Source organism: Actinomycetaceae bacterium MB13-C1-2, from assembly GCA_035621235.1.
GTDB lineage: Bacteria > Actinomycetota > Actinomycetes > Actinomycetales > Actinomycetaceae > Scrofimicrobium.
Map to the genome: position 1 here is coordinate 443014 of CP141731.1, position 19635 is coordinate 462648.

The 19635-nt window shown below is 55.9% G+C and carries 20 protein-coding genes; 7 read left to right on the forward strand and 13 right to left on the reverse strand.

The window, feature by feature from the left end; genetic code table 11:
• Positions 1–127: 127 nt before the first annotated feature.
• Positions 128–1129, reverse strand: coding sequence for an SDR family oxidoreductase (locus U6G28_01795; GenBank protein WRS30449.1), 1002 nt, complete (start codon positions 1127–1129; stop codon positions 128–130).
• 282 nt (positions 1130–1411) lie between these two features.
• Entirely contained in the window at positions 1412–2416 is a 1005-nt protein-coding gene (locus U6G28_01800; protein ID WRS30450.1) for an SIS domain-containing protein, read from the reverse strand.
• Positions 2417–2818: 402 nt separating this feature from the next.
• Between U6G28_01800 and U6G28_01805 the strand changes: the two genes are divergently transcribed.
• The 6 genes from U6G28_01805 to U6G28_01830 all read left to right on the forward strand — a co-directional run bounded on the left by U6G28_01805 (position 2819) and on the right by U6G28_01830 (position 8975).
• Positions 2819–3862, forward strand: a complete 1044-nt coding sequence (locus U6G28_01805; GenBank protein WRS30451.1) for an ABC transporter substrate-binding protein — start codon at positions 2819–2821, stop codon at positions 3860–3862.
• A gap of 40 nt (positions 3863–3902) precedes the next feature.
• Complete coding sequence (locus U6G28_01810) at positions 3903–4925, forward strand: ABC transporter substrate-binding protein (GenBank protein ID WRS30452.1); 1023 nt, start codon at positions 3903–3905, stop codon at positions 4923–4925.
• Between the two features lie 7 nt (positions 4926–4932).
• Positions 4933–5961, forward strand: a complete 1029-nt coding sequence (locus U6G28_01815; GenBank protein ID WRS30453.1) for an ABC transporter permease — start codon at positions 4933–4935, stop codon at positions 5959–5961.
• A 9-nt stretch (positions 5962–5970) separates the two neighbouring features.
• Positions 5971–6735 (forward strand): ATP-binding cassette domain-containing protein, encoded by a 765-nt coding sequence (locus U6G28_01820; GenBank protein WRS30454.1) that lies wholly within the window; start codon positions 5971–5973, stop codon positions 6733–6735.
• Positions 6732–8063, forward strand: a complete 1332-nt coding sequence (locus U6G28_01825; protein WRS30455.1) for a M20/M25/M40 family metallo-hydrolase — start codon at positions 6732–6734, stop codon at positions 8061–8063. The genes U6G28_01820 and U6G28_01825 overlap by 4 nt, the downstream gene beginning before the upstream one ends.
• A 162-nt stretch (positions 8064–8225) precedes the next feature.
• Positions 8226–8975: a GntR family transcriptional regulator gene (locus tag U6G28_01830; GenBank protein ID WRS30456.1), complete on the forward strand. Its 750-nt coding sequence runs from the start codon at positions 8226–8228 to the stop codon at positions 8973–8975.
• Between the two features lie 106 nt (positions 8976–9081).
• On the opposite strand, the gene U6G28_01835 is transcribed toward U6G28_01830, so the two are convergent.
• From U6G28_01835 to U6G28_01870, 8 genes are all read right to left on the reverse strand, one after another.
• Positions 9082–9924: a PfkB family carbohydrate kinase gene (locus U6G28_01835; protein ID WRS30457.1), complete on the reverse strand. Its 843-nt coding sequence runs from the start codon at positions 9922–9924 to the stop codon at positions 9082–9084.
• On the reverse strand, positions 9921–10904 hold the full coding sequence (locus tag U6G28_01840) for a zinc-dependent alcohol dehydrogenase family protein (GenBank protein ID WRS30458.1): 984 nt from the start codon (positions 10902–10904) through the stop codon (positions 9921–9923). Before U6G28_01840 ends, U6G28_01835 begins: the two co-directional genes overlap by 4 nt.
• Positions 10905–10911: 7 nt before the next feature.
• Positions 10912–11736 (reverse strand): carbohydrate ABC transporter permease, encoded by an 825-nt coding sequence (locus U6G28_01845; protein WRS31177.1) that lies wholly within the window; start codon positions 11734–11736, stop codon positions 10912–10914.
• Between the two features lie 2 nt (positions 11737–11738).
• Complete coding sequence (locus U6G28_01850) at positions 11739–12677, reverse strand: sugar ABC transporter permease (GenBank protein ID WRS30459.1); 939 nt, start codon at positions 12675–12677, stop codon at positions 11739–11741.
• A 6-nt stretch (positions 12678–12683) separates the two neighbouring features.
• Complete coding sequence (locus U6G28_01855) at positions 12684–13955, reverse strand: extracellular solute-binding protein (GenBank protein WRS30460.1); 1272 nt, start codon at positions 13953–13955, stop codon at positions 12684–12686.
• Positions 13956–13972: 17 nt separating this feature from the next.
• Positions 13973–14698: an SDR family oxidoreductase gene (locus tag U6G28_01860; GenBank protein WRS30461.1), complete on the reverse strand. Its 726-nt coding sequence runs from the start codon at positions 14696–14698 to the stop codon at positions 13973–13975.
• Between the two features lie 247 nt (positions 14699–14945).
• The gene (locus U6G28_01865) at positions 14946–15986 is read right to left on the reverse strand and encodes a LacI family DNA-binding transcriptional regulator (protein ID WRS30462.1); all 1041 of its coding nucleotides are present in this window, start codon (positions 15984–15986) and stop codon (positions 14946–14948) included.
• A gap of 264 nt (positions 15987–16250) precedes the next feature.
• Entirely contained in the window at positions 16251–17312 is a 1062-nt protein-coding gene (locus U6G28_01870) for an FKBP-type peptidyl-prolyl cis-trans isomerase (GenBank protein ID WRS30463.1), read from the reverse strand.
• A 166-nt stretch (positions 17313–17478) separates the two neighbouring features.
• Here U6G28_01870 and U6G28_01875 point away from each other — a divergent pair, with 166 nt between their 5' ends.
• Positions 17479–17670 (forward strand): hypothetical protein, encoded by a 192-nt coding sequence (locus tag U6G28_01875; GenBank protein ID WRS30464.1) that lies wholly within the window; start codon positions 17479–17481, stop codon positions 17668–17670.
• A 161-nt stretch (positions 17671–17831) separates the two neighbouring features.
• Here the strand turns inward: U6G28_01875 and U6G28_01880 are convergent, their stop codons facing one another.
• From U6G28_01880 to U6G28_01890, 3 genes are read right to left on the reverse strand one after another with little or no spacing between them, the layout of a single operon-like run.
• Positions 17832–18614 carry a hypothetical protein gene (locus U6G28_01880; protein WRS30465.1) on the reverse strand — a complete coding sequence of 261 codons (783 nt, stop codon included), beginning with the start codon at positions 18612–18614 and terminating at the stop codon, positions 17832–17834.
• A 6-nt stretch (positions 18615–18620) separates the two neighbouring features.
• Positions 18621–19142: a hypothetical protein gene (locus U6G28_01885; GenBank protein WRS30466.1), complete on the reverse strand. Its 522-nt coding sequence runs from the start codon at positions 19140–19142 to the stop codon at positions 18621–18623.
• The gene (locus U6G28_01890; GenBank protein WRS30467.1) at positions 19120–19626 is read right to left on the reverse strand and encodes a hypothetical protein; all 507 of its coding nucleotides are present in this window, start codon (positions 19624–19626) and stop codon (positions 19120–19122) included. Before U6G28_01890 ends, U6G28_01885 begins: the two co-directional genes overlap by 23 nt.
• Positions 19627–19635 lie beyond the last annotated feature (9 nt).

A 19635-nucleotide genomic window follows, 5' to 3' on the forward strand; every position in this document is an offset into this window, starting at 1 on the left:
TGGTACTCATCAGCGTGATCATGCGTATTCCACATGCGCGGATGGCTGAGTAGTCCGGGCTGGGGCAACTTTGCACAGAAAATACCGGTCTGCGCGGTTACCGAGTGGGTGGATATGGGTAAACGGGCTACTGAACGGACCAGCCTCCGTCCGTTGGCATGATGATTCCATTTACGTTCATCGCATCATCGCTCAGCAACCAGGTGATTGCCGCCGCCTGTGTGTCGGCCGTAGAGATCGGTGGTAGGAGAGCAAGGAACGGTGCCATCCTCTTCTCCGCGAACTCCGATTTGAAAGCGCCCTCGATTCCGGTGGCGACACCGCCGGGCGCGACCGCATTGACACGAATACCGAGAGGCCCGTAGAGAAACGCCTCCGACTTTGTCATACCAACGATGGCGTGTTTCGAGGTGCCATAAGCAGTGCCTGCTGCGTTGCCTCGAAGTGCAGCCTGGGAGGCAACGTTTACGATGGCGCCCTCTTCCGCCTCGATCATGAGTGGAAGAACGGCGCGAGAGACTTTAAATGATCCGGTCACGTTCACAGCAATGACACGCTCCCAGAGGGCATTGTCGGTCTCGTGCAATGGCATCATCCCGTCCATGATGCCGGCAACGTTTGCCAGGCCATCGACCTTGGGGCCCGCAGCTTCCATGATGCGCGCAACATCGTCATCCTTGGTGATATCAGCCGCGACTGGAACGACCGTACCTGCCGGAGCATTCGCGGCAACGTCCTCAAGCTTCTCTGCAGCCATGTCGACGGCGATCACTCGACCGCCCTCAGAGACGATGCGCCTCAGGGTCGCAAGTCCTATGCCGGATGCCGCGCCTGTGACTATGACCGTCTTCCCGAAGAAGCGCTGACCGGTTGCACCGAGTTCTGGCTCCTCTTCTGGCATGACGCCGTCGTTGGCTTCCAGGATCAGTTTGTCGACCAGCTCCTGAGAAAATCTTCCCTGGCTAAGACCGGGCATGCCTCCAAGTGGGAGCGACTTCATCATCTCGATCGTGGCATCGTCAACGCCCGCCTGTTCAAAGAAACCGCGGATTACCGGGCCTCCTTTGGGGTGCGCTAGCCATTCCTTAATTGTGCGGTGTCCATTGAGTGGGTGTTCGTGAGGTGTCATTGTTTCTCCCTAATGGTTCGGGCAGCTCTGCCCGACGAGTGTCTTTCGACGACTATCTATCCTGATCTGCAGTAGACGCTTTCCCGCCCCTCAAGTTCGTCGGCGAACTTGAGGGGCTTCTGAGAGCGGGTGCAATCACGCTACCACCACTACCCCGGACATAAGTCCTATATGACAAAAGTTCGGAAGAAATCCGATGCTCATAGCACCAACGCACAAAACAGTGTCCCACACGCCTGGCTCAAGGCATGCGGGACACTGAGTCAAATTGAACGCAGAACTCTAGTAATCCATCTTCTTGTAGTAGCGGCGCGTCGTCAGCGGGTGATTACGAATGTCCTCCAACTGCTTTGATGTGCGCTCAAAAACAGTTGCCAGAATTGCCGGGGCAATGAGTTCCTGCGTCTTGTCCGATAGACCATCCAGCCTAAAGTCCTCGAGGTCTACGACAACACTGGAATCGGTAACACGCGGGGCGAACCGAGCGACCCTTTCGGAGAGTGCACGCATAGGGCCGAGGCCGTTGAGAATCAGAACGCTAACCCCCTTTTCGACCAGTTCAAGTGTGCCGTGGAAGAAGTCAGAGGAATGCACCGCTCGGGTACGAATCCACTGCATCTCCTCAAGAATGCACATTGCGTAGTAGTCGACCTCGAACCAGGTATTCCCGGCAGAAGTAAGGATGTGATAATCATGGTCAGCAAGATGCTCGGCAAGCTTGCGCGCAGTCGGCTCACACTGTTCCTTCACGGAAATCAGAACGTTCGGAACCTTCTGCAACTCAGCGAATGTCCGTTCTACGTCAAGGCCCGAGTCCTTGCCAAGTAACTCCAGGGCGACGACCAAGGTCTGCAAGAAGACAACCTCGGACGAAGTTGGGTCGGCCATCGGGGTCGTCACGTTGTAGGTTGCAGCCTTTGCGATCGGGCTATCAGCATTACCGGTGAGCGCTAGAACTTTGACATCTAGCTCGCCCAAGCGAGCCATCAACTCGATCGTCTCAGCGGTAGTTCCAGAAACGGACGGAGTGACGACCAGGGTCTTGTCATCGATGTAGGCGGGCATGTCCTCGAGGAGTTCCGCGCCCAGCTCATAGTGAATCGGGAACCCATTCTGGCGGCGCATGAACTCCACGGAGGGAAGAGTCAGCATCATGATGCCCCCGACCCCCGTGAAGAGAACGCGGTCGCACCCTTTCTTATCCACGGCATCACGGACGGCCTCTCGGATTGCCGGGATGTTCTGAGCAGCCACATCGAACACTGCCTTGTACTCGTCGTAACCCATTTCTGTCTCACTTTCTTTGTGGGGTATGACTACCATATCTTGCAGTCAGACTACCAGCAACCTAAATCAGACACATTGAACAACATTCTGCTTTAGGTCGGGGTATTGAGTGTCATTTGCTGCTGTAACTCGGCGTTACGGATCCGGGGGACCATCCGCTTGGGAGTCGTTCGGCGTACCCAACCCCGAACAGACGACTCCAAAAACCCGCTGCTGAGACGGATGCCCATCGTTCTTAGACCGGAGTATTAGCGAATAGTCTGACTTCTAGATATTGAAAACGTGTTATCAAATTGTTGTTTGACATTAAGACTATGCTGTCTGACACTATGGGTAGCCTCACACGCGTGAGCTAGAGCAGTTAAGACCGACTGCGTACACAACGAAGTGTTGGGAGACCCAATGACCCCCACGAATAGAAACCGACTAGTATCCGTACTCGCAGCTTCCGTTTTGGGTGCATCGGCCATTGCCGGTTGCGCATCTGGAGGCACCTCGAATGAATCGAATGGCCAGTCAGGAAGTGCCAGCCCCGACTCGGCGGGGGCTGAGACATCACCGGCTGACGAGACGTACCGCATCGCTTTCATCCCGGGTATTTCCTCGGACCCGTTCTTCGGAGCGATGGAGATCGCCGCAGAGGAGGAAGCCACAGCGCTCGGAGTTGAACTCGTTTACCAGGGCAGCTCAGCGGAGTACTCACCGCAGGCGCAGCTCCCGTTCATTGACTCTGCGATCGCCGACGGCGTGGACGCCATCATCATCGCGGCAACCGACGCTGACGCGCTCCAGACGCCGGTTGACCGTGCAATCGAGCTGGGTATTCCCGTGGTGACCGTAGACACCTCAGTGACTAACCAGGACAATTTGGTCGCTCACATCACCGGTGACAATAAAGACGGCGGCTCCAAAGCGGCGGAAACCATGGCCGAGCTGATCGGCGGTGAAGGCAAAGTCTTCATAATTTCCGGATCACCTACCATCACAACTGACACCCTGCGAGTCGAAGGATTCGAGGAAGCAATCGAGACGAATTTCCCAGCCATCGAAATCGTCGGCGTTGACTACGCGTACAGCCAACCGTCTGAGGCCACCACCAAGGTGGCAGCGGCGCTTCTGAACAATCCAGATATCAAGGGGATTTTCTCAGCGGAGGGGAACGCGGGCGTTGGAGCCGTCGCAGCACTTCGCGACGCCAACCTAACAGGCGACGTGGTCCTCATCGGTTACGACGCCTACCAAAACCAGGTTGAGGAACTAGAGGACGGGATCTACACAGCCCTAATCGCACAGGATCCCGGCCAGGAAGCTCGTCTGGCACTGCAAGCCGCAATCGCAGCCATCCAGGGAGAAGAGGCCGCAGCGACAAGCGTCGTTGTTCCCAACGTTGTAATGACTCAGGACAACCTGGAAGAAACGCGTATCTACACCTACGCGTCTAAGTAAACGGACTTACACGGGCATCCTGCCAAGGAAGGACTTACCAATGAAATCTCTGCAACTTTCGGCCCTAGCCACCGCTGGCATACTTGCGATCGCACTCACCGGTTGTTCGTCGGGAGGGGAGAGCAGTTCCTCCTCCGCTCAGAGTGATGACACCGTTGTGAAGTCGGAGTCAAGCTCGACTGAGCGACTGAGGATAGCGTTTATTCCGGGCATTGCCTCTGACCCCTTCTTCAAGGCGATGGAGATCGAGGCGAAAGCGACTGCAGAAGAACTGAATGTCGAACTTCTTTGGCAGGGTGCCTCCGACGAGTACTCACCCGAAGCGCAGATTCCATTCGTCGATGCTGCACTCGCTGACGACATCGACGGCTTGGTCCTGGTTCCCACGGACGCTGACGCACTCCAGCCGGCCGTGGACAGAGCCGCCGAAATGGGGATCCCTGTCGTTACCGTCGACACCACAGTCAATGACCGCGAAACCCTGATCTCTCATATCACGGGCGACAATCGCGACGGCGGCCAGAAAGCCGCTGAAGAAATGGATGCTCAGACCGGCGGATCAGGCAAAGTTCTCATTATTTCCGCCTCACCGACTAACACAACCGGTACGCAACGCGTGGAAGGGTTTTTGGAGTCGCTAGAGAACGACTACCCCGGCATTGAAGCACTTGATGTTCAATATGCATACAGCCAACCCTCTGAGGCAACCACAATCCTGAGCACTACGCTGCTGGAACATCCTGACCTTGCCGGTGTCTTTGCGGTCGATGGAACATCGTGCACAGGAGCCGTTGCCGCCCTCTATGGAGTGGCGGAGGATCAGGCTCCCGCACTCATCTGTTACGACGCCTACTCCACCCAGGTAGAGGAGCTCGAAAACGGTTCAGTCTCCGCACTTGTTGCGCAGCAACCGGCCGAAGAGGCTCGTCTTGCTCTCGAATTTCTGGTGGCGACGATCAGAGGCGATGAATCTATCGAGATAGAGCCTGAGGTCGTAATTCCGAACGAGATCATGAACCGCGACAACTTGAGCAATACACGCCAATACCAATACGCCGAGTGAGAACCCAATGAGTGATACAAAACCTGAAAACCTCGTCGCTAGGATTGAGGAGGCATCCACCCCGGCACAGAAACTGAAGAGGCTTCTTGGAAATCAAGAAGTCATGCTGATAGTCGTCTATGCGCTAATGGTTCTGGTTTTCTCCCTGCTGAACCCGCGCTACTTTTCGACGGCCGCCTTCGGAAATATCCTCCAAGATTTCGGTCCGATTATGCTGATGGCAACGGGCATGACCTTCGTAATAATCACCGGAGGAATCGATCTTTCGGTCGGCTCACTCGCAGGTCTTTCCGGCGTTTGTGCCGCCTTGACGATCCGCGCAACAACCGCAAATGGAATGGCACCCGCTCTGAGCATTTTGCTCGGTATCTTGACAGCCCTCTGTGTCGGCTTGATAGTCGGCACTATCAACGGGCTGCTGATCACAAAGGTTGGTCTTGCACCGTTCATCGCGACGCTTGCAACGATGGGCGCATGCACCGGCAGCACCCTGGTTATCACGGGTGGCGTGCAAATTGCGGGCGCTCCCTCGGCGGTCGTTCAAATCGGGAATACCAGATTCCTTGGTGTTCTCACATGGCCGCTTGTGGGTGTACTGCTGATACTCATATCGTTTGCGCTAATCCTGACCAAGACCAAGTTCGGCAGGCATACCTACGCAATAGGTTCAAACTCGTTTGCTGCCCGCGTTGCAGGCATTAACGTGAACCGACACTTGATGAAGGTATACCTGATCGCATCCCTCTTGGCCTCCCTTGCCGGAATGTTCGTATATTTCCGACTCGGATCGGGCTCCCCCGCTACTGGGAAGGGCGGAGAACTCCAGGCCATTGCCGCCGTCGTCATCGGAGGAGCCGCAATGACCGGTGGTAGTGGGCGAGTAACGGGAACAGCACTTGGCGCGCTCATCACGACCAGCGTACTAAGCGGACTGATTCTCGTCGGAGTTGAGCCTAACGCACAGCAGATAGTGGTTGGCGCGCTAATCGCCTTCGCGGTAGCGGTTCAGACTATGGGACAAAAGAACAAGGACTGAGGTAGGACAATGACACAGGCCGCGCCTCTATACGAGGCACGAAACATCAGCAAAAGATACGGCAGTGTGGTCGCGCTTGAGAACGTTGATTTTGCCGTCCGCAGCGGGGAAGTCGTCGGACTCGTGGGCGACAATGGCGCTGGCAAGTCCACCCTGATAAAGGTTCTCTCGGGCGTCCACAGGCCCGACTCAGGGGAGCTACTGCTTGAAGGCGAACGGGTGGAATGGGAGTCTCCAGCCCAAGCCCTGGAGTCCGGAATCGAGACTCTTTACCAGGATGCGGGCCTTTGTCCTCACCTGACCGTCAGTGCCAATGTCTTCCTAGGACGCGAGCTCACGAAGAAAGGGATCCTGGGTGCGCTGGGCTTCCTCGACAACAAGAAGATGGACAAGGATGCCCACGCTGAGCTGGCCCGTGTAGGCATCGCCGTGCCCGGCTCCGAACGAACCGTGGCAGAGCTTTCCGGGGGTCAACGACAGGCCGTAGCAATCGGCCGAGCAGTTGCATGGGCAAGCAAAGTCATTTTGCTTGACGAACCGACAAACCATCTCGGCGCTAGGCAATCTGAGGAAGTTCTTGAGGTCGTGGAGCAGGCGAAGAAGAACGATCTCGGGGTCGTATTCATTTCGCATACTCTTCCCCACGTCCTGGAAGTTTGCGATCGAATAGTGGTTCTTCGACTGGGACAGGTCGTGGCGGACGCACCGCGCTCGGAGTTCGACCGAAACTCGCTAGTATCCGCAATTACCGGTTTCGTGGGGGCAGGGCGATGAGTGAAGCAAGAACCGACCTAGCGCAGACCGTTGATGATGCCGTTGACGCGAATCTGGAAGAGGCTATTCAGCTTCTGACAGAGCTGGTCTCGATCAGAAGCGTCAATCCAAAGCAACCGGGCGTTGACGGATCCACCGAGGAAGGTGGAGAAGCACGCGCAAACAATCTTCTCCAGGAACGACTTGAGTCTCTCGGGATGCAGATTACCCGCGTGGAAGCGGAGCTCGGTAGGCCCAATATCGAGGGACGAACACCCGGATCGGATCCGACCGCTCGGTCTCTTGCGTTTGCCGGACATATCGACACTGTGGCACCGACACGGGCCGGTCAACTGGAGCCGCGGATAGAGAGTGGAAGACTATTCGGCCTCGGCACCACCGACATGAAGAGTGGACTCGTGGCCGGATGGCTTGCAGTAAAGGCACTGAATTTCACAGGCGTGAAGTTGAAGGGTGACCTGGTATTACATTCCGTAGTTGGTGAAGAAACAATGGATCACCTGGCCGGAACCTCAGCGTTGCTCTCCCAAGTTCGTACTCCAGATGCGGTCCTGGTCGCCGAACCCACCTCGTCCGCGGACTCACCCTTAGTCGTATCTAACACCGCTGCGGGGAACTACTTATTCAGCGTGACAGTCCGCGGTAAGTCAACTCACTGGGCGTCCAGGAACCAAGCTATCCGCCCGGGCAGAGGTGGCGACTCTGTTGGCGTTAATGCGATTGACAAGGGATTCTATGTCTATCAAGCATTGAGACAGCTCGAAGACCAGTGGGGATTCACCAAGAGTCACCCTCAGTTCCCTGCCGGCGCATTCATCATCCACCCCGGCGCCCTAAAAGCCGATGTTGGGTTTGCTGCGCCGGCGTACTTCCCTGACCGAGCTCGCTTTGACTACCTACTTTCATTCCCTCCTGGATACACCTCGGAGGAGATCAAGGATGAGATAACCGACCACGTCCGAAAGGCGGAAGCTCTAGACCCCTGGTTGCGGGAGCACCCATCTGACTTCGAATGGACTGATACTTGGCCACCGGCCTACACGGACCCAACGTCCGATTTCGTACGTGTAGCCCTTGAAGCACGCAATGACGTGGCAGCTCAACTTGGCACACGAAACCAGCCCGAGCCCGTTCCAGCTGGTGCACAGTCCGATGCTTCTTTCTACGAAGCCGCAGGTAGCCGAGCTGTTGTCTGTGGCCCAGGTGACCTGCTTTTGGCGCATTCCCCCGAGGAATCCGTAGAAATCTCCCTGATAGCCTCCGCCGCCAAAATGTACGCGAGAACCGCGATCAACTGGTGCGGACTGGATAGGAGCCTCTCAGTTTGAGAGAGGGGAGCCAGTACGGCCCTCATGCCCCAAATAGCAGAGGGTGTCACCTGACAGCAACATAACAGGGACGCGCCACCGCGCCTCTGTTAGGGTTTAGGACGGTTCGTTGCTGCAATTGTGTTGCGTAGCAACACCGAATTCAGATCCAGGGGGCACTTAGTGACGACCGTTAAGACAGAGAAGTCTGCGAACCAGCGGGGCTCTACAGTCGATCGCGCATATCATCGCATTCGACAACTCATCGAAGAGAAGAAGTTGCGTCCGCACGATCGGATTCCGTCAGAAATTGAACTATCGGATCAACTTGGTATTTCTAGGTCTTCTCTACGCGAAGCTCTTAGTCGACTTGAGCAAGAGGGTGTATTAACAGTTGTCAAGGGGCACGGTCGCTTCGTCTCAACACTGTCTTCGCTTAGAGTTGAGCGCCCGATGACCGTCTACGAAAGCATTACTGAAATGCTCGAGGGCCTCGGGTATGAAGTAACCAGTGCCGTGCTCGAGGTAGAGGAGATCGGCGCCCCGGAAATCGTGGCCAGTCCTCTTGAGATTGAGTTGGGCGACCCCGTCCTCCGAGTCCTGAGAATCCGCTATGGCGACAATAAGCCATTGGTTATCAGTGAGGGGTTTATCCCAAGAGAGCTACTTCCCGGACCGCTAGAGTACCGTGACTGGAGCGGATCTGTCGCTCGAACCCTCGCCATGCAGGGTCACAGAATTGAGTCGTCACTGGCGGTAATTTCAGCGGTTGACCTTCCCGAAGAGTGGGAGAACAGGTACAACCTGTCGGGTCTCGGGCCATGGTTACTAACAGACGAAATCTGCTTAACGAAGACCGGAAAACCTGTCATGTTCGCTCGTGACTACCATCGCGGAACCGACATCACCTACAGAGTGCTCCGCAACAGGTAGGGACACCCCACATCTAGGAATTCGAACGAAAGCTAGTCCCCGTGGCGAAGAAGCGTTGATCGAGGCTCTTCACCGCAGGGACTAGCTGGGTGGGCAAACTCGCGGCCTAGACGATGTACTGCTCGTAATCGCTGAGCACCCACTCAGGAATAGGATGCGTCTTCTGCGGGAATCCGCCGACGTGCTGAATGGTTTTGGTGGCACTAACGGTTCCGGCTTCTGTAGCCTCTACGGGCCCCGCACCCGCTGCCCGAGCCATCATGAAACCAGAAATATAGGAGTCTCCGGCCCCACAAGTGTCCACACGCTTCGCCGGATGAGAGTTGCACGGAACCAAACCATCTGAATCAACCCATGTAGATCCATGAGGACCAGACATGATCACCACCTCTGAGGCACCTAGATTAAGAATCGATTGAGCCAGCGGAAGAATCGCCTCCCCGGGACGATCATCTGAGGACGCAAAAACGACATCAACATCATTCAGATCCAGGTCTTCGGGAACATCCCATGTAGATACGTCCGCACTCACCCACCGCGAATACTGCCTGATCGTGCTGAAGTCTGTGTCCATAGTTCTCGGTCCGCCGACGTGGATCCAGTCGAACTGACCATCCACAGTCAGCGATTCGGGCATACTGGGAGTCCACATTCCGCAGACACCGAATTCCTCGAACAGAAACTGACGGTCGTTATCGACCAGGCGGATAAGCGTAACTCCTGATGGGCCAACCATCGGAAACACGTTGTCTGTACTTATGTCGTTGGCATTCAGGGACCGTACGATTTCTTGCGCGGCGGTGTCGCTCCCAACCGGCCCGACGTAGTGCGCCTCGTGTCCGGCAATTAGGCAGTTCGCCACGACATTCAAGGCATTTCCGCCAACAGTTAAGTGGCCCTGTTCGAGGTAGACGTCGAGACAGTTGTCCCCCAAAGCAACGATTCTCATGGGCAGACCAGAACCTTTCGGGTCTTACCCTCCCGGAACATCTTGATTGCTTCCGAGTACTCCTCAAGAGTAACTCTGTGGCTGATCAGGGGTTCAACAACGAAACGCCCAGAAGCGATGTATTGCGTCGCGCGGCGGTATGCATCCGCCGGACAGACCGAGCCTATGATGCGAATCTCTTCGTCGTATATCCAGTGAGGACTAATTGAAACTTCATCATCCAAGTTCGCTACACCAAACTGGAGGAATGTCCCGCCCTTCCTTACATGCTTTAGCCCGTCCCTGATTGCCTTGGCGACACCTGTCGCATCGACAACGACGTCCCACTTCTGCTCGCTAAGCTCGTCAGCCTTCAGAGCCACTTCATCCGCACCAAGTTCACGAGCAAGATCCAGCTTGTCGGGGTTCAGATCTACCACAGCAACTGGAGCGGCTCCGCCCTTTACCGCGAGCTGCAACATGGACAAGCCCATAGTTCCGGCGCCGTAGATCAACATGGTCTGCCCGATAGCCAGGTCCACCAAGTCCATTGCATGAAGCGCGCACGAAAGAGGCTCGGCGAACGCGTAGTGCTCGAGTGGAACTCCCTCCGGAACCACTACACAGAGCCTTGCGGGAACCACGACCATTTCCGCAGCAGCACCGGCCCGTGTCACTCCGAGGGCAGTGTAGTTATCGCAAAGATTGACACGACCATCTTGGCAGAATGGGCATACGTCGCAAGGAATGTTGGGGTCAGCACACACAGAATCTCCGACGCTTACATTGTCTACACCCGATCCAACCTCAATAACCACGCCCGAGAACTCATGTCCAGGTGTGACAGGCAAGACTCCCTCTTGTCCCTCCTGAATGTGCAAGTCCGTGCCACAAATGCCACAGGCTCTCACCGCTACGAGGACTTCGCCGGGACCCGGGGTTGGATCATCAACCGTTGCGACCTCTACGTCCCCAACTCCTTGCAACACCACTGCCTTCATATGACTACTACTCCTTAACTGCTCCGAAACCGAGACCCGCAAGCAGATGCTTCTGGGCGAAGATGATCAGAATTACGACTGGAATAATCGAGATGACGCTGCTAGCCGCAATCTGGCTCCACAGAATTGCTTTATCCGTCTGGAAATTGGCAATGAACATCGGGATCGTGACCAACTTGTCGCCAGCGAGCACCAGAATGAACAGGAACTCATTCCAGATGAGTACGAATGTGACCACTGCACTGGCGAAGAGACCTGGCCTAACGATTGGTAGCATGATCTGGAAAAAGACCCGAATCATGCCGGCGCCGTCCATCCGAGCCGCTTCATCGATTGCTGCAGGCACATTCTTGAATACGCCGACCATGATTAGGACAGTCAGTGGAAGTTGAAAAGCGGTCAACGCCATGACGAGGCCAAACATCGAATCTAGAAGATTCAACTGCCGGAAGATAAAGAATGTCGGCAGAACGATTGCGAAAGAAGGCACAATGCGGGTGATCGCAAACACCATAGTGATCGTGCCTGCAGATCGCAGCTCGTACCTGGCCAGCGCGTAAGCGGCTGCTGCGCCAAGGAACACACAGAGTAGCGTCGCAATCCCCGCAAGCTCAATGCTGTTGATCAACGCTGCAATGAAGTCCCCGTTGGTTAGCAGTTCATGGTAGGTACTGAAATCAGGCTTGAAGATCCATTGCACCGGCAATTGATACGCCGCGCGATCATCTTTCAGAGAAATCACTAGCGTCCAGAGCAGTGGATAGATGCTCACGCCAATCAGCACCACCCAGACGATGGCATTTCCGATTCCCTTCAGGATTCTCAGGAGCATTTTCACTGATGCGCCCCCTTCTTGAGCGCTGCCCTTATTACCTGGACACATATAGCAACCACGGCAAACGTCAAAACAACTAGCGTCACTGCCGCGGAGGTCTCTCCCAACCTGAACTGCCGGAAACCGAACTGATACAGGAACAGATTCAATACACTCGTAAGTCTTCCGGGCCCACCGCCAGTTAGCACGAAGACCTCATCAAATAACTGAAGAGCGTCCATCCCTCGCAGGACGAACACCGCCCCAAGAATTGGGAGAAGGGAAGGAAGGACGACATAGTAAAACCGTTGAAATGTCCCCGCTCCGTCAACCATCGCGGCCTCAATCGTGTCCTTTGAGATTCCCGCGAGTCCGGCCAGACACATCAAAGCGACAAATGGCGTGGTGTGCCATACCTCCATGAAGACGACCGACCACTGCACCAATTTGGGGTTAGTTAGCCACGCTTGAGGATCCATGCCGAGCAACCCGAGCATGTAGTTCAGCTGTCCGAACTGGGCACTGTAGATCATCCGGAAAATGTTTCCGATAACCACCGGGACCAGAAGGTAGGGAACGAGCATGACGCCGCGCGCAACCTTCCGGCTCCCAACTGGTTTGTTCAGCCACAAAGCAATCAGTAATCCGAGCACCATCTCCAGAACAAGAGCCGGAACCACTATCTTGAGCGTCACTAGAATCGATTCACCGAACTCGGCAGAGTTCAGGATCGCCTCGTAATTCTCCGTGCCAATAAACTGCGTCTCGGCTGATGAGCTCAATTGAACGTCTGTGAATGACATTCCAAGCGCTAAGAGCATTGGAAAGACGCGTAGTGCGACTATCAGAATCAGCGCAGGACCAAGAAAGGCCCAGGGAGTGAGTCCTCCTCTGCGAACGGACCCCCGAGGTTCCTTAGCGGACTTTTGCCCTACTGGCTGCAATACGGTGGCTGTCAAGCTAGATCATTCCTTGACTATTAGCTTCGATAGATTCGTGCCCGCTGCGGAAACAGCATCAGCTGTAGGAGTGGTACCCGCCATTCCTTCGGATAGTGAGGGGGCAATCGCTGCCTCCCAGTCGACCCAGTCGGCAGTCACCGGGAAATAGACGGCCTGCCGGTAGTTCTCGAGGGCGGCGGCGTAGTAGGGGAAACGCTCTTGAAGGACCGGATCTTCCAAGAGAGAGATACGGTTCGTCGAGCCGCCATGATCAAGGCCGACCTCTTGCTGTTCAGCAGACGTCGCCCATGCGATGAAATCCATTGCTTCCTCAGCCTTGTCACTAGCCGAGGAGATACCGAGGCCGTGGCCACCCAAGTTCGGAGTGCTCACTCCTGTAGGCCCTGCAGGCAGAAGCGCAAAGCCGACCTTGTCAGCAATCTCAACCCCATCGGCCAAAATCGCATCCGTAGTATCACTGAAGTTGATCATCATCGCAGTCTTGCCTTCACTGAAGGCCGCTGCGGCAGCCGGCCAATCGGCGCTCAACGCATCCTGTGGAGCATAGGAGAGCACATTCTTCCAGAGTTCAAGTGCTTCGAGTGTTTCCGGCGAATCGACTGTTGACTGACTACCGTCCCAGATGTCCGCTCCGAAGGACCAAGCGATACTCCAGAACTCGCACATAAGTGGATCGTCACGCTTACCGATCAGTGTCGTGCCTGTTACACCGGTTGCTTCTTGTAGCGTACGAGCAGCATCAACGTACTCTTCCCACGTGGTAGGAACATCAACACCGGCTTCCTCAAGAAGGTCGGTTCGATAGTAAAGCATGTAGACGGCGCCGAACCAGGGAAGAACATATTGCGTCCCGTCAACTGTCGCCCAATCGACATAGGCCGGAACGAAGTCATCTAGATCAATTACATCCGCTCGTTGCTCAATATCCTCATCCATCGGGCGAAGATAGCCAGCGTCTATGTACTCGGGCATCCACTCGTACGCAACGTCGAAGACGTCGTAGGAATCGCGACCTGAGTTGAATCCGAGAATTGTCCGCTCACGCACGCCGTCGTAATCGAAGAGGTCGACACTGACGTTTCCGAGGCCCTGTTTGGTGTACTCCTCAGCCGCCGCTTTCAATGATTCGCCCGGACCGCCCGCCTGAGCAACAACCTTGATGATGTCGCCGTCCGAGGTGTCCTTTGTTGACACAGCGCAACCCGCAATCAGTGAAGCTCCAAGGGTAAGCGCTGCCCCCGATGCGGTTGCTACCGCAAGTTTTGACCGTCGCATGATAGCTTTTCCTTTCACTATTCTTCGTTTGATCCTGGGTCATCAACAGTGAAGCCCAGATGTGCTCCGCCGCTTACAGGAATCAGGTTTCCGGTCATGTACCCGGACGCATCTGACGCCAAGAACGCGACTACTTCCGCTATTTCTTCGGGCTCAGCAACGCGACCCAAGGGTGTGTCTGCTTCGTATCCCGCAAACACTTCTTCGGGAGTGCGCCCAGTAAGTTCGCCTTCCCACGCCAACTCACGTGTTTCCATCGGGGTGCGTACATACATGGGGCACACTCCGTTGATTCGAATGCCCAGAGGAGCAAGTTCTGGGGTTGCAGACTCGATCAACCCACTCACTGCGAACTTGCTTGCACAGTAGGCCGATAGGAACGGCGCGCCCCTGAGGCCACCCATGGAGTCGAGGACGACAACAGACCCACCTTTTTTCATCAGAGGAACCAAGGATCGAAGACAGTTGAAGGGACCGAAGGCGTTGACGCCCATCTGGAAGTTCCAGTCTTCGTCGCTCGTCTCAACTAGAGGTGCCATGCGCGAAACTCCCGCGGCCAAGACCGCGACGTTTACTGTCCCCCCAAGACGATCCGTAGCTCTACGCACGGAGTCTGTAGACGAGACGTCCACTGGATCAGAGGAGTTTAGATCCCACTCAACGACCTCATACCCACGCTCCCGAAGCAGATTGGCGCAAGCTGCGCCGATACCGCTAGCCGCCCCCGTTACCACAGCCTTCATAACTGCCTCCATTTCCACTGCCAGCCACGTCAACCGCCTTGACCGCCACGTCACAACGCAGCGACAAGTTCGCACCGAACTGGCCAGTTCGACAACGTTGTCAACGCAATTATTAGGCGTTTTTGGGACTAGAAATCTAGCCTGATCTCGGATTGTTACTGATCCGTTATCTTAGTCACATGCGAAAATGACACCGTTGTCCAGCACCATTACTGCAGAAATGTGCTCGTCTAGACCTTGTGAGGAGTCACCCGGGGCGAATCTCGCCGGATCCTCTTTGAATCAGTGGGGACACGACAATGTCTAGACGCGGATCTCCTTCTAAGCCATCGATCCTCTCCAGAAGTCGGCGCGCAGCTATACGGCCCATCTCCGCAGGATTCTGTTGCAACACAGTAATTCCCGGAGCAAGTACATCGGCCAAGGGAAAATCATCAAACCCGATCAGTGCTACACGATCCTGCAGGCCGAGCCGATGTAACGCTCGGACAGTGCCTACGGTAATCATGTTTTGTGTGGCAAAGAATGCCGTAGGCGGCTTTGAGCTCTGAAGCAACTCTAACGCCACACTCGTCGTCTCTTTGTCATCGGACATTCCCATCCGCACCTGAACGTCGACCTCTTCCCCACCCGTGCGGCGTACCTCGTCAAGAAATCCTTGTTCTCGGACTCGCTCCGTCTCAATTTCGTGGGGTTTGCCAACCAGTGCTATCTGGCGGTGCCCAAGATTCACCAACTGACGGGCGGCGACCTGCGAGGCTTCAACGTTGTTGGTCAGTATGGTATCTGCAGCGGACCCATCGGCGTGACGGTCGACAAAGACCATGGGCAATCCGCGCTCCTGAATTTCGGTCAAATACCCATCAGAACGTCCTGCGGGCATGAGAATGAGCCCGTCAACTCTCCTGCGAAGCATCTCGTTCACCGCTCGACGCTGACGAGCCGGGTTCTCATCAACGCTCATGGTAATCATGACCATTCCTCGGCGCTCTACCTCTGCCTCGATCGCCCTTTGCATTGAGGCTTCAAACGGGTCGGACGCATCGGCGAGAAGTAGCCCAATTGAGCCTGTGCTGCGATCCCGACGCCGAAGATTTCCGGCGTATAGGTCGGGCTCATAGCGCAACTTTGCTGCAGCGTCGCGGACACGAGCGGCGGTTTCGGGTCTAACGTTCGGTTCGTTATTCATAACCCGCGAAACCGTTTTGGTGCCAACCCCCGCAAGGATCGCAACCTCGCGTATCGTTACACGGTCTGTGGATCCATTGATACCCAATGGCGACTGCATCCAGGGCCTCCCAAATACCGAATGATATTTCGGATTGTATCCAGCGACCGCAAGTAGCACTGAGAATTTGGACGGCAGAAATGTAGCACTATAGCGACTTATTGACACCGTGATCTTATGAAGATACAGATGACTGTCGATACGATCTACTTCAAAGCGATCAGACCGGCTGGCATACGCTGCAGCTCGGGCGTCCGGGATTTTGCTCTTACAACATCTCGTTTCGGTTCAGCTAGCCCACATTTTGTCTATACAAACCTAAACTCAGTACGCCGCCAAGATATCAACCACGAAAACCAGATCGGAGTTAGGCGGAATAACGGTTCCACTGCCATTCTCTCCATAGCCCATCTCAGAGGGGATTACCAAGAGCAGGCGGCTACCAACCTTCTGTCCAACCAATCCCTTATCCCAACCAGATATGACGTTCCCTTGCCCGATTGGGAATGATACGACCTGATCTGATCCCGTCTGGTCCCACGAAGAATCAAACTGCGTTCCGTCCGTGAGCCATCCGGTGTACTTCACAGCCACCGTCTGTCCGGCTTCCACAGTCTCGCCATCACCTTCGACTAGTGGCTGAACCACTAACTCCGTCGGCGCGACAAAAGTATCCGGGATCGTGACCGCGGGTTTCCCGTTCTCGAAATCAATCGTGGGCAGGTTCTTATCCGTGGACTTTATCTCGGTGCCCGAAATCTCATCAGGAATGCTCTTCACGCCAGCAACAGACATGACGTAGAGATAGCCATTTGAAGCGACTCCCGTGTAGCTTTGGTCCGCGCCGTATCCCGGCTGAGCCCAGAGAAAACGCGTCCCGACCTTTTCACCTGTGAGCGCGTTAACCACCATTTCACCGAATGCGCTGGAAGTGAAGGAAGTGCTGAACGGGGAATCCTCGTCCGCGTTGGCACCCCAGGTCGAGTACATCTTCTCTCCGGTGACTATGTCGCAGACCATGTAGTTCACCGAGATGATCTGACCGTCTTCGATCGTGTCGCCATCGCCTTGATCCGTAATGCGCACAGCCTCAGTCGTGACATCCAGAGGCGCATCAAAGGTTGCCGTCGGCGCGGCCGCAACGTCCTTGCTCAGGGTCACTGTGTCCATGGCAGCACTAGTTGCGGCCTCATCCGGTTCGATAACCGAACCGGATTGACCAGACTCGCTAGACTCACGGACCGTAACGTCGCAGACTCCGCCGCCTCCTGCACTGCTTTCCGAGGACTGACTCGATTGCGCAGGCTCCGAGGCAGCTGAGCAACCTGCCAGAAGCAGCGCGGGACAGACCACAAGCGGCAGAATAAGGCGAACACTAGACTTCACAACTGAGTCCTTTACGGATGAGGTTTGCCAACAGGCCAGGCCGTGACACGTACCCGGCAACGATACACAGAAAAACTGAACAAAACCTGTGCGTGACCTGCAAGCAGAACAAAAGACGGCACGGTCCGCCAGCTGAGTTAGCGACCGGGAAGCTACGGGGTGAGTTATGCTTCCGTCCGAAAACCAGCCATGGAGAGCTGCGATTTCGCACGGTGCGAGTCCTTCACTTCGCAACGTCCTGACCGCAATGAGCGCGCGCATAGTGAGCGCAGTTGGTAGCGGTACGTTTGGAGTTGAGGTGGTGATTGGCTACCCGACTGGCTGGGCTTGGTATAGCCACATCGTCGTGAACCCTTGAGCCGCTTCCGGGTCTTGCCTCGGGCATTTGACCCGTCCCAACGCTAGTCCTGGTCGTGCGGACTCTCAACTACGTAACTGTCCCGGACCCAGGCGGGCTCTAGACGAGACGCGCACGATTAGCCCGACGAGATTAGTCTTAGGCCAAACGCCCCAGCCTCTTTAGACGGCTTCGCTCGAACGCTCCTGGACCAGACCTTGCTCGCCCTCAGATCGAGCCAGCTCAAGGCCGCCGAGGTGAGTCTTTAGGCGGTTAGACATGGGCACGAACGTCGCGAAGGTGACCCCGCCTGAAACGGCAGCGCCGACAACGGGAACCGCCTTGGACACCCAGCGAGCGAAGAGCTGTTTGGTCATCTTCACCCCAAGTATCTTCGCAACGGCTTTTACAGCAGGGTATACCAGACCCTTCGTGAGGGCCTTACGAGGCAATGTCCGAGCAAGCTGCTCGGCGATCATCACGGACAATTGACCAACAGCAGCATTAGCAACCTGTACACCTGCCATAACACCCAAGAAGAGAGTCAGGATCGATTGAGTGCCATCATCCGGTTCGTCCTCATCATTGAATAGTTCCGGCCAGCCGAAGATGTACGCAAGTTTCTGGGATATGCGCAGCATATGACCCAGATACTGCGCCATGTCAGCCGGGATGGTCGCAACCATTGCAAGTGCTCCTGGCAAACCGGCTGCGGCAGACAGAGCCGTGGCTTTGCCCGCCTCAAAGCGAATCGAATCGGTAGCGATCCTGTCGACCACAGCCGTTGAGACGCCCGCCCGTGCAGGGTTAGTAGCGACCGCGGCGGCGACTTGCTCCTCGGTGCAATGGGAGCGCAGAACGCTGGAAAGGTAAGCCTCACGGTCTACACGCACCCCCGGTAGCCGCGCAGCAGTCGCCAATACCTCCGTGAAAGTCATCCCGGTGCCCTTTTGGATTTCTCCCATGCCGACCTACTTCTTGCGCGCAAGGATGGCGGTCGAAAGCATCAGCGAGACTATCGCCAGGGCTCCCAACAGCCACCAGCCCGGACCCCAGAACTCAAAGAGGCCGACACCAAGCGACGATCCCGCGAAACTAACTAGTCCAATCCCAACAAGCACGGCGAAGCCCATAAGCATGCCGACAATCCCGGTGAGCACTGCGAGCCACCTAGCGCCGAAGAGAATCGCCGAGAGCGCTACGAGCAACATGCCAGCGATAAGCAACGGCAGCAGCCCAAATCCGTTATTGGCCAGCACGCTCCCCACTCGACCCGGTTGCCTGGGTGAGGCAGGAAACACCAGAGAAATGAGAGCCAAACACGCCGTCACGACCAAGGCAATTGGGAGTCCGCGACGCCGAACACTAGCCTTCTTCTTGCCTGGTGGTGCTGGGTCCGTCAGTGTACTGGCAGAAGAGACCTGGGCCGGATGCGTCTGCACCTCGAGCACCATTTCTTGACTTGAGCCGCTACCGGCCGATGGGTTCGACATTGACCACCACCTCCTCAACCCCCTGAGAGTCAACGAGGTTGTCGTACTCCTCGCCGTCACTATCCAGAAGGTAGGTGACAGCGAACGTTGTGCCCGGCAACGGATCCTGCGAGACGATTCGGTAGTCGGCTGCGTTCTCATCCGTTATGAACGCCCCATCCGAGGAAACGACACGGAGATAAACGCCAGCATTGCCGATCGGAACTGCGAACATCGCGCCAGTCCAGTGCGCGGCCTGTGCCATGTTCTGGCCAACAAAGTCAGGGACGACCCCCGTGTACTTATCTGCCTCGACACGTACGTCGTCATGGGTCTCAACGTCGTCGCGCGCAGTTTCCTCACCATCCACCAGACCCTGCGCGTAGCCCTCTGCATACCCTTCGTCGTAGCCGCTGTCGGTGGCGACAGCATCCGCTGCGCCACATGCGGAAAGAGATACGGCAACCAGTGCGCTTGCTACAAATCCGATTGGTTCTTTGTTCATTTCCTTTGT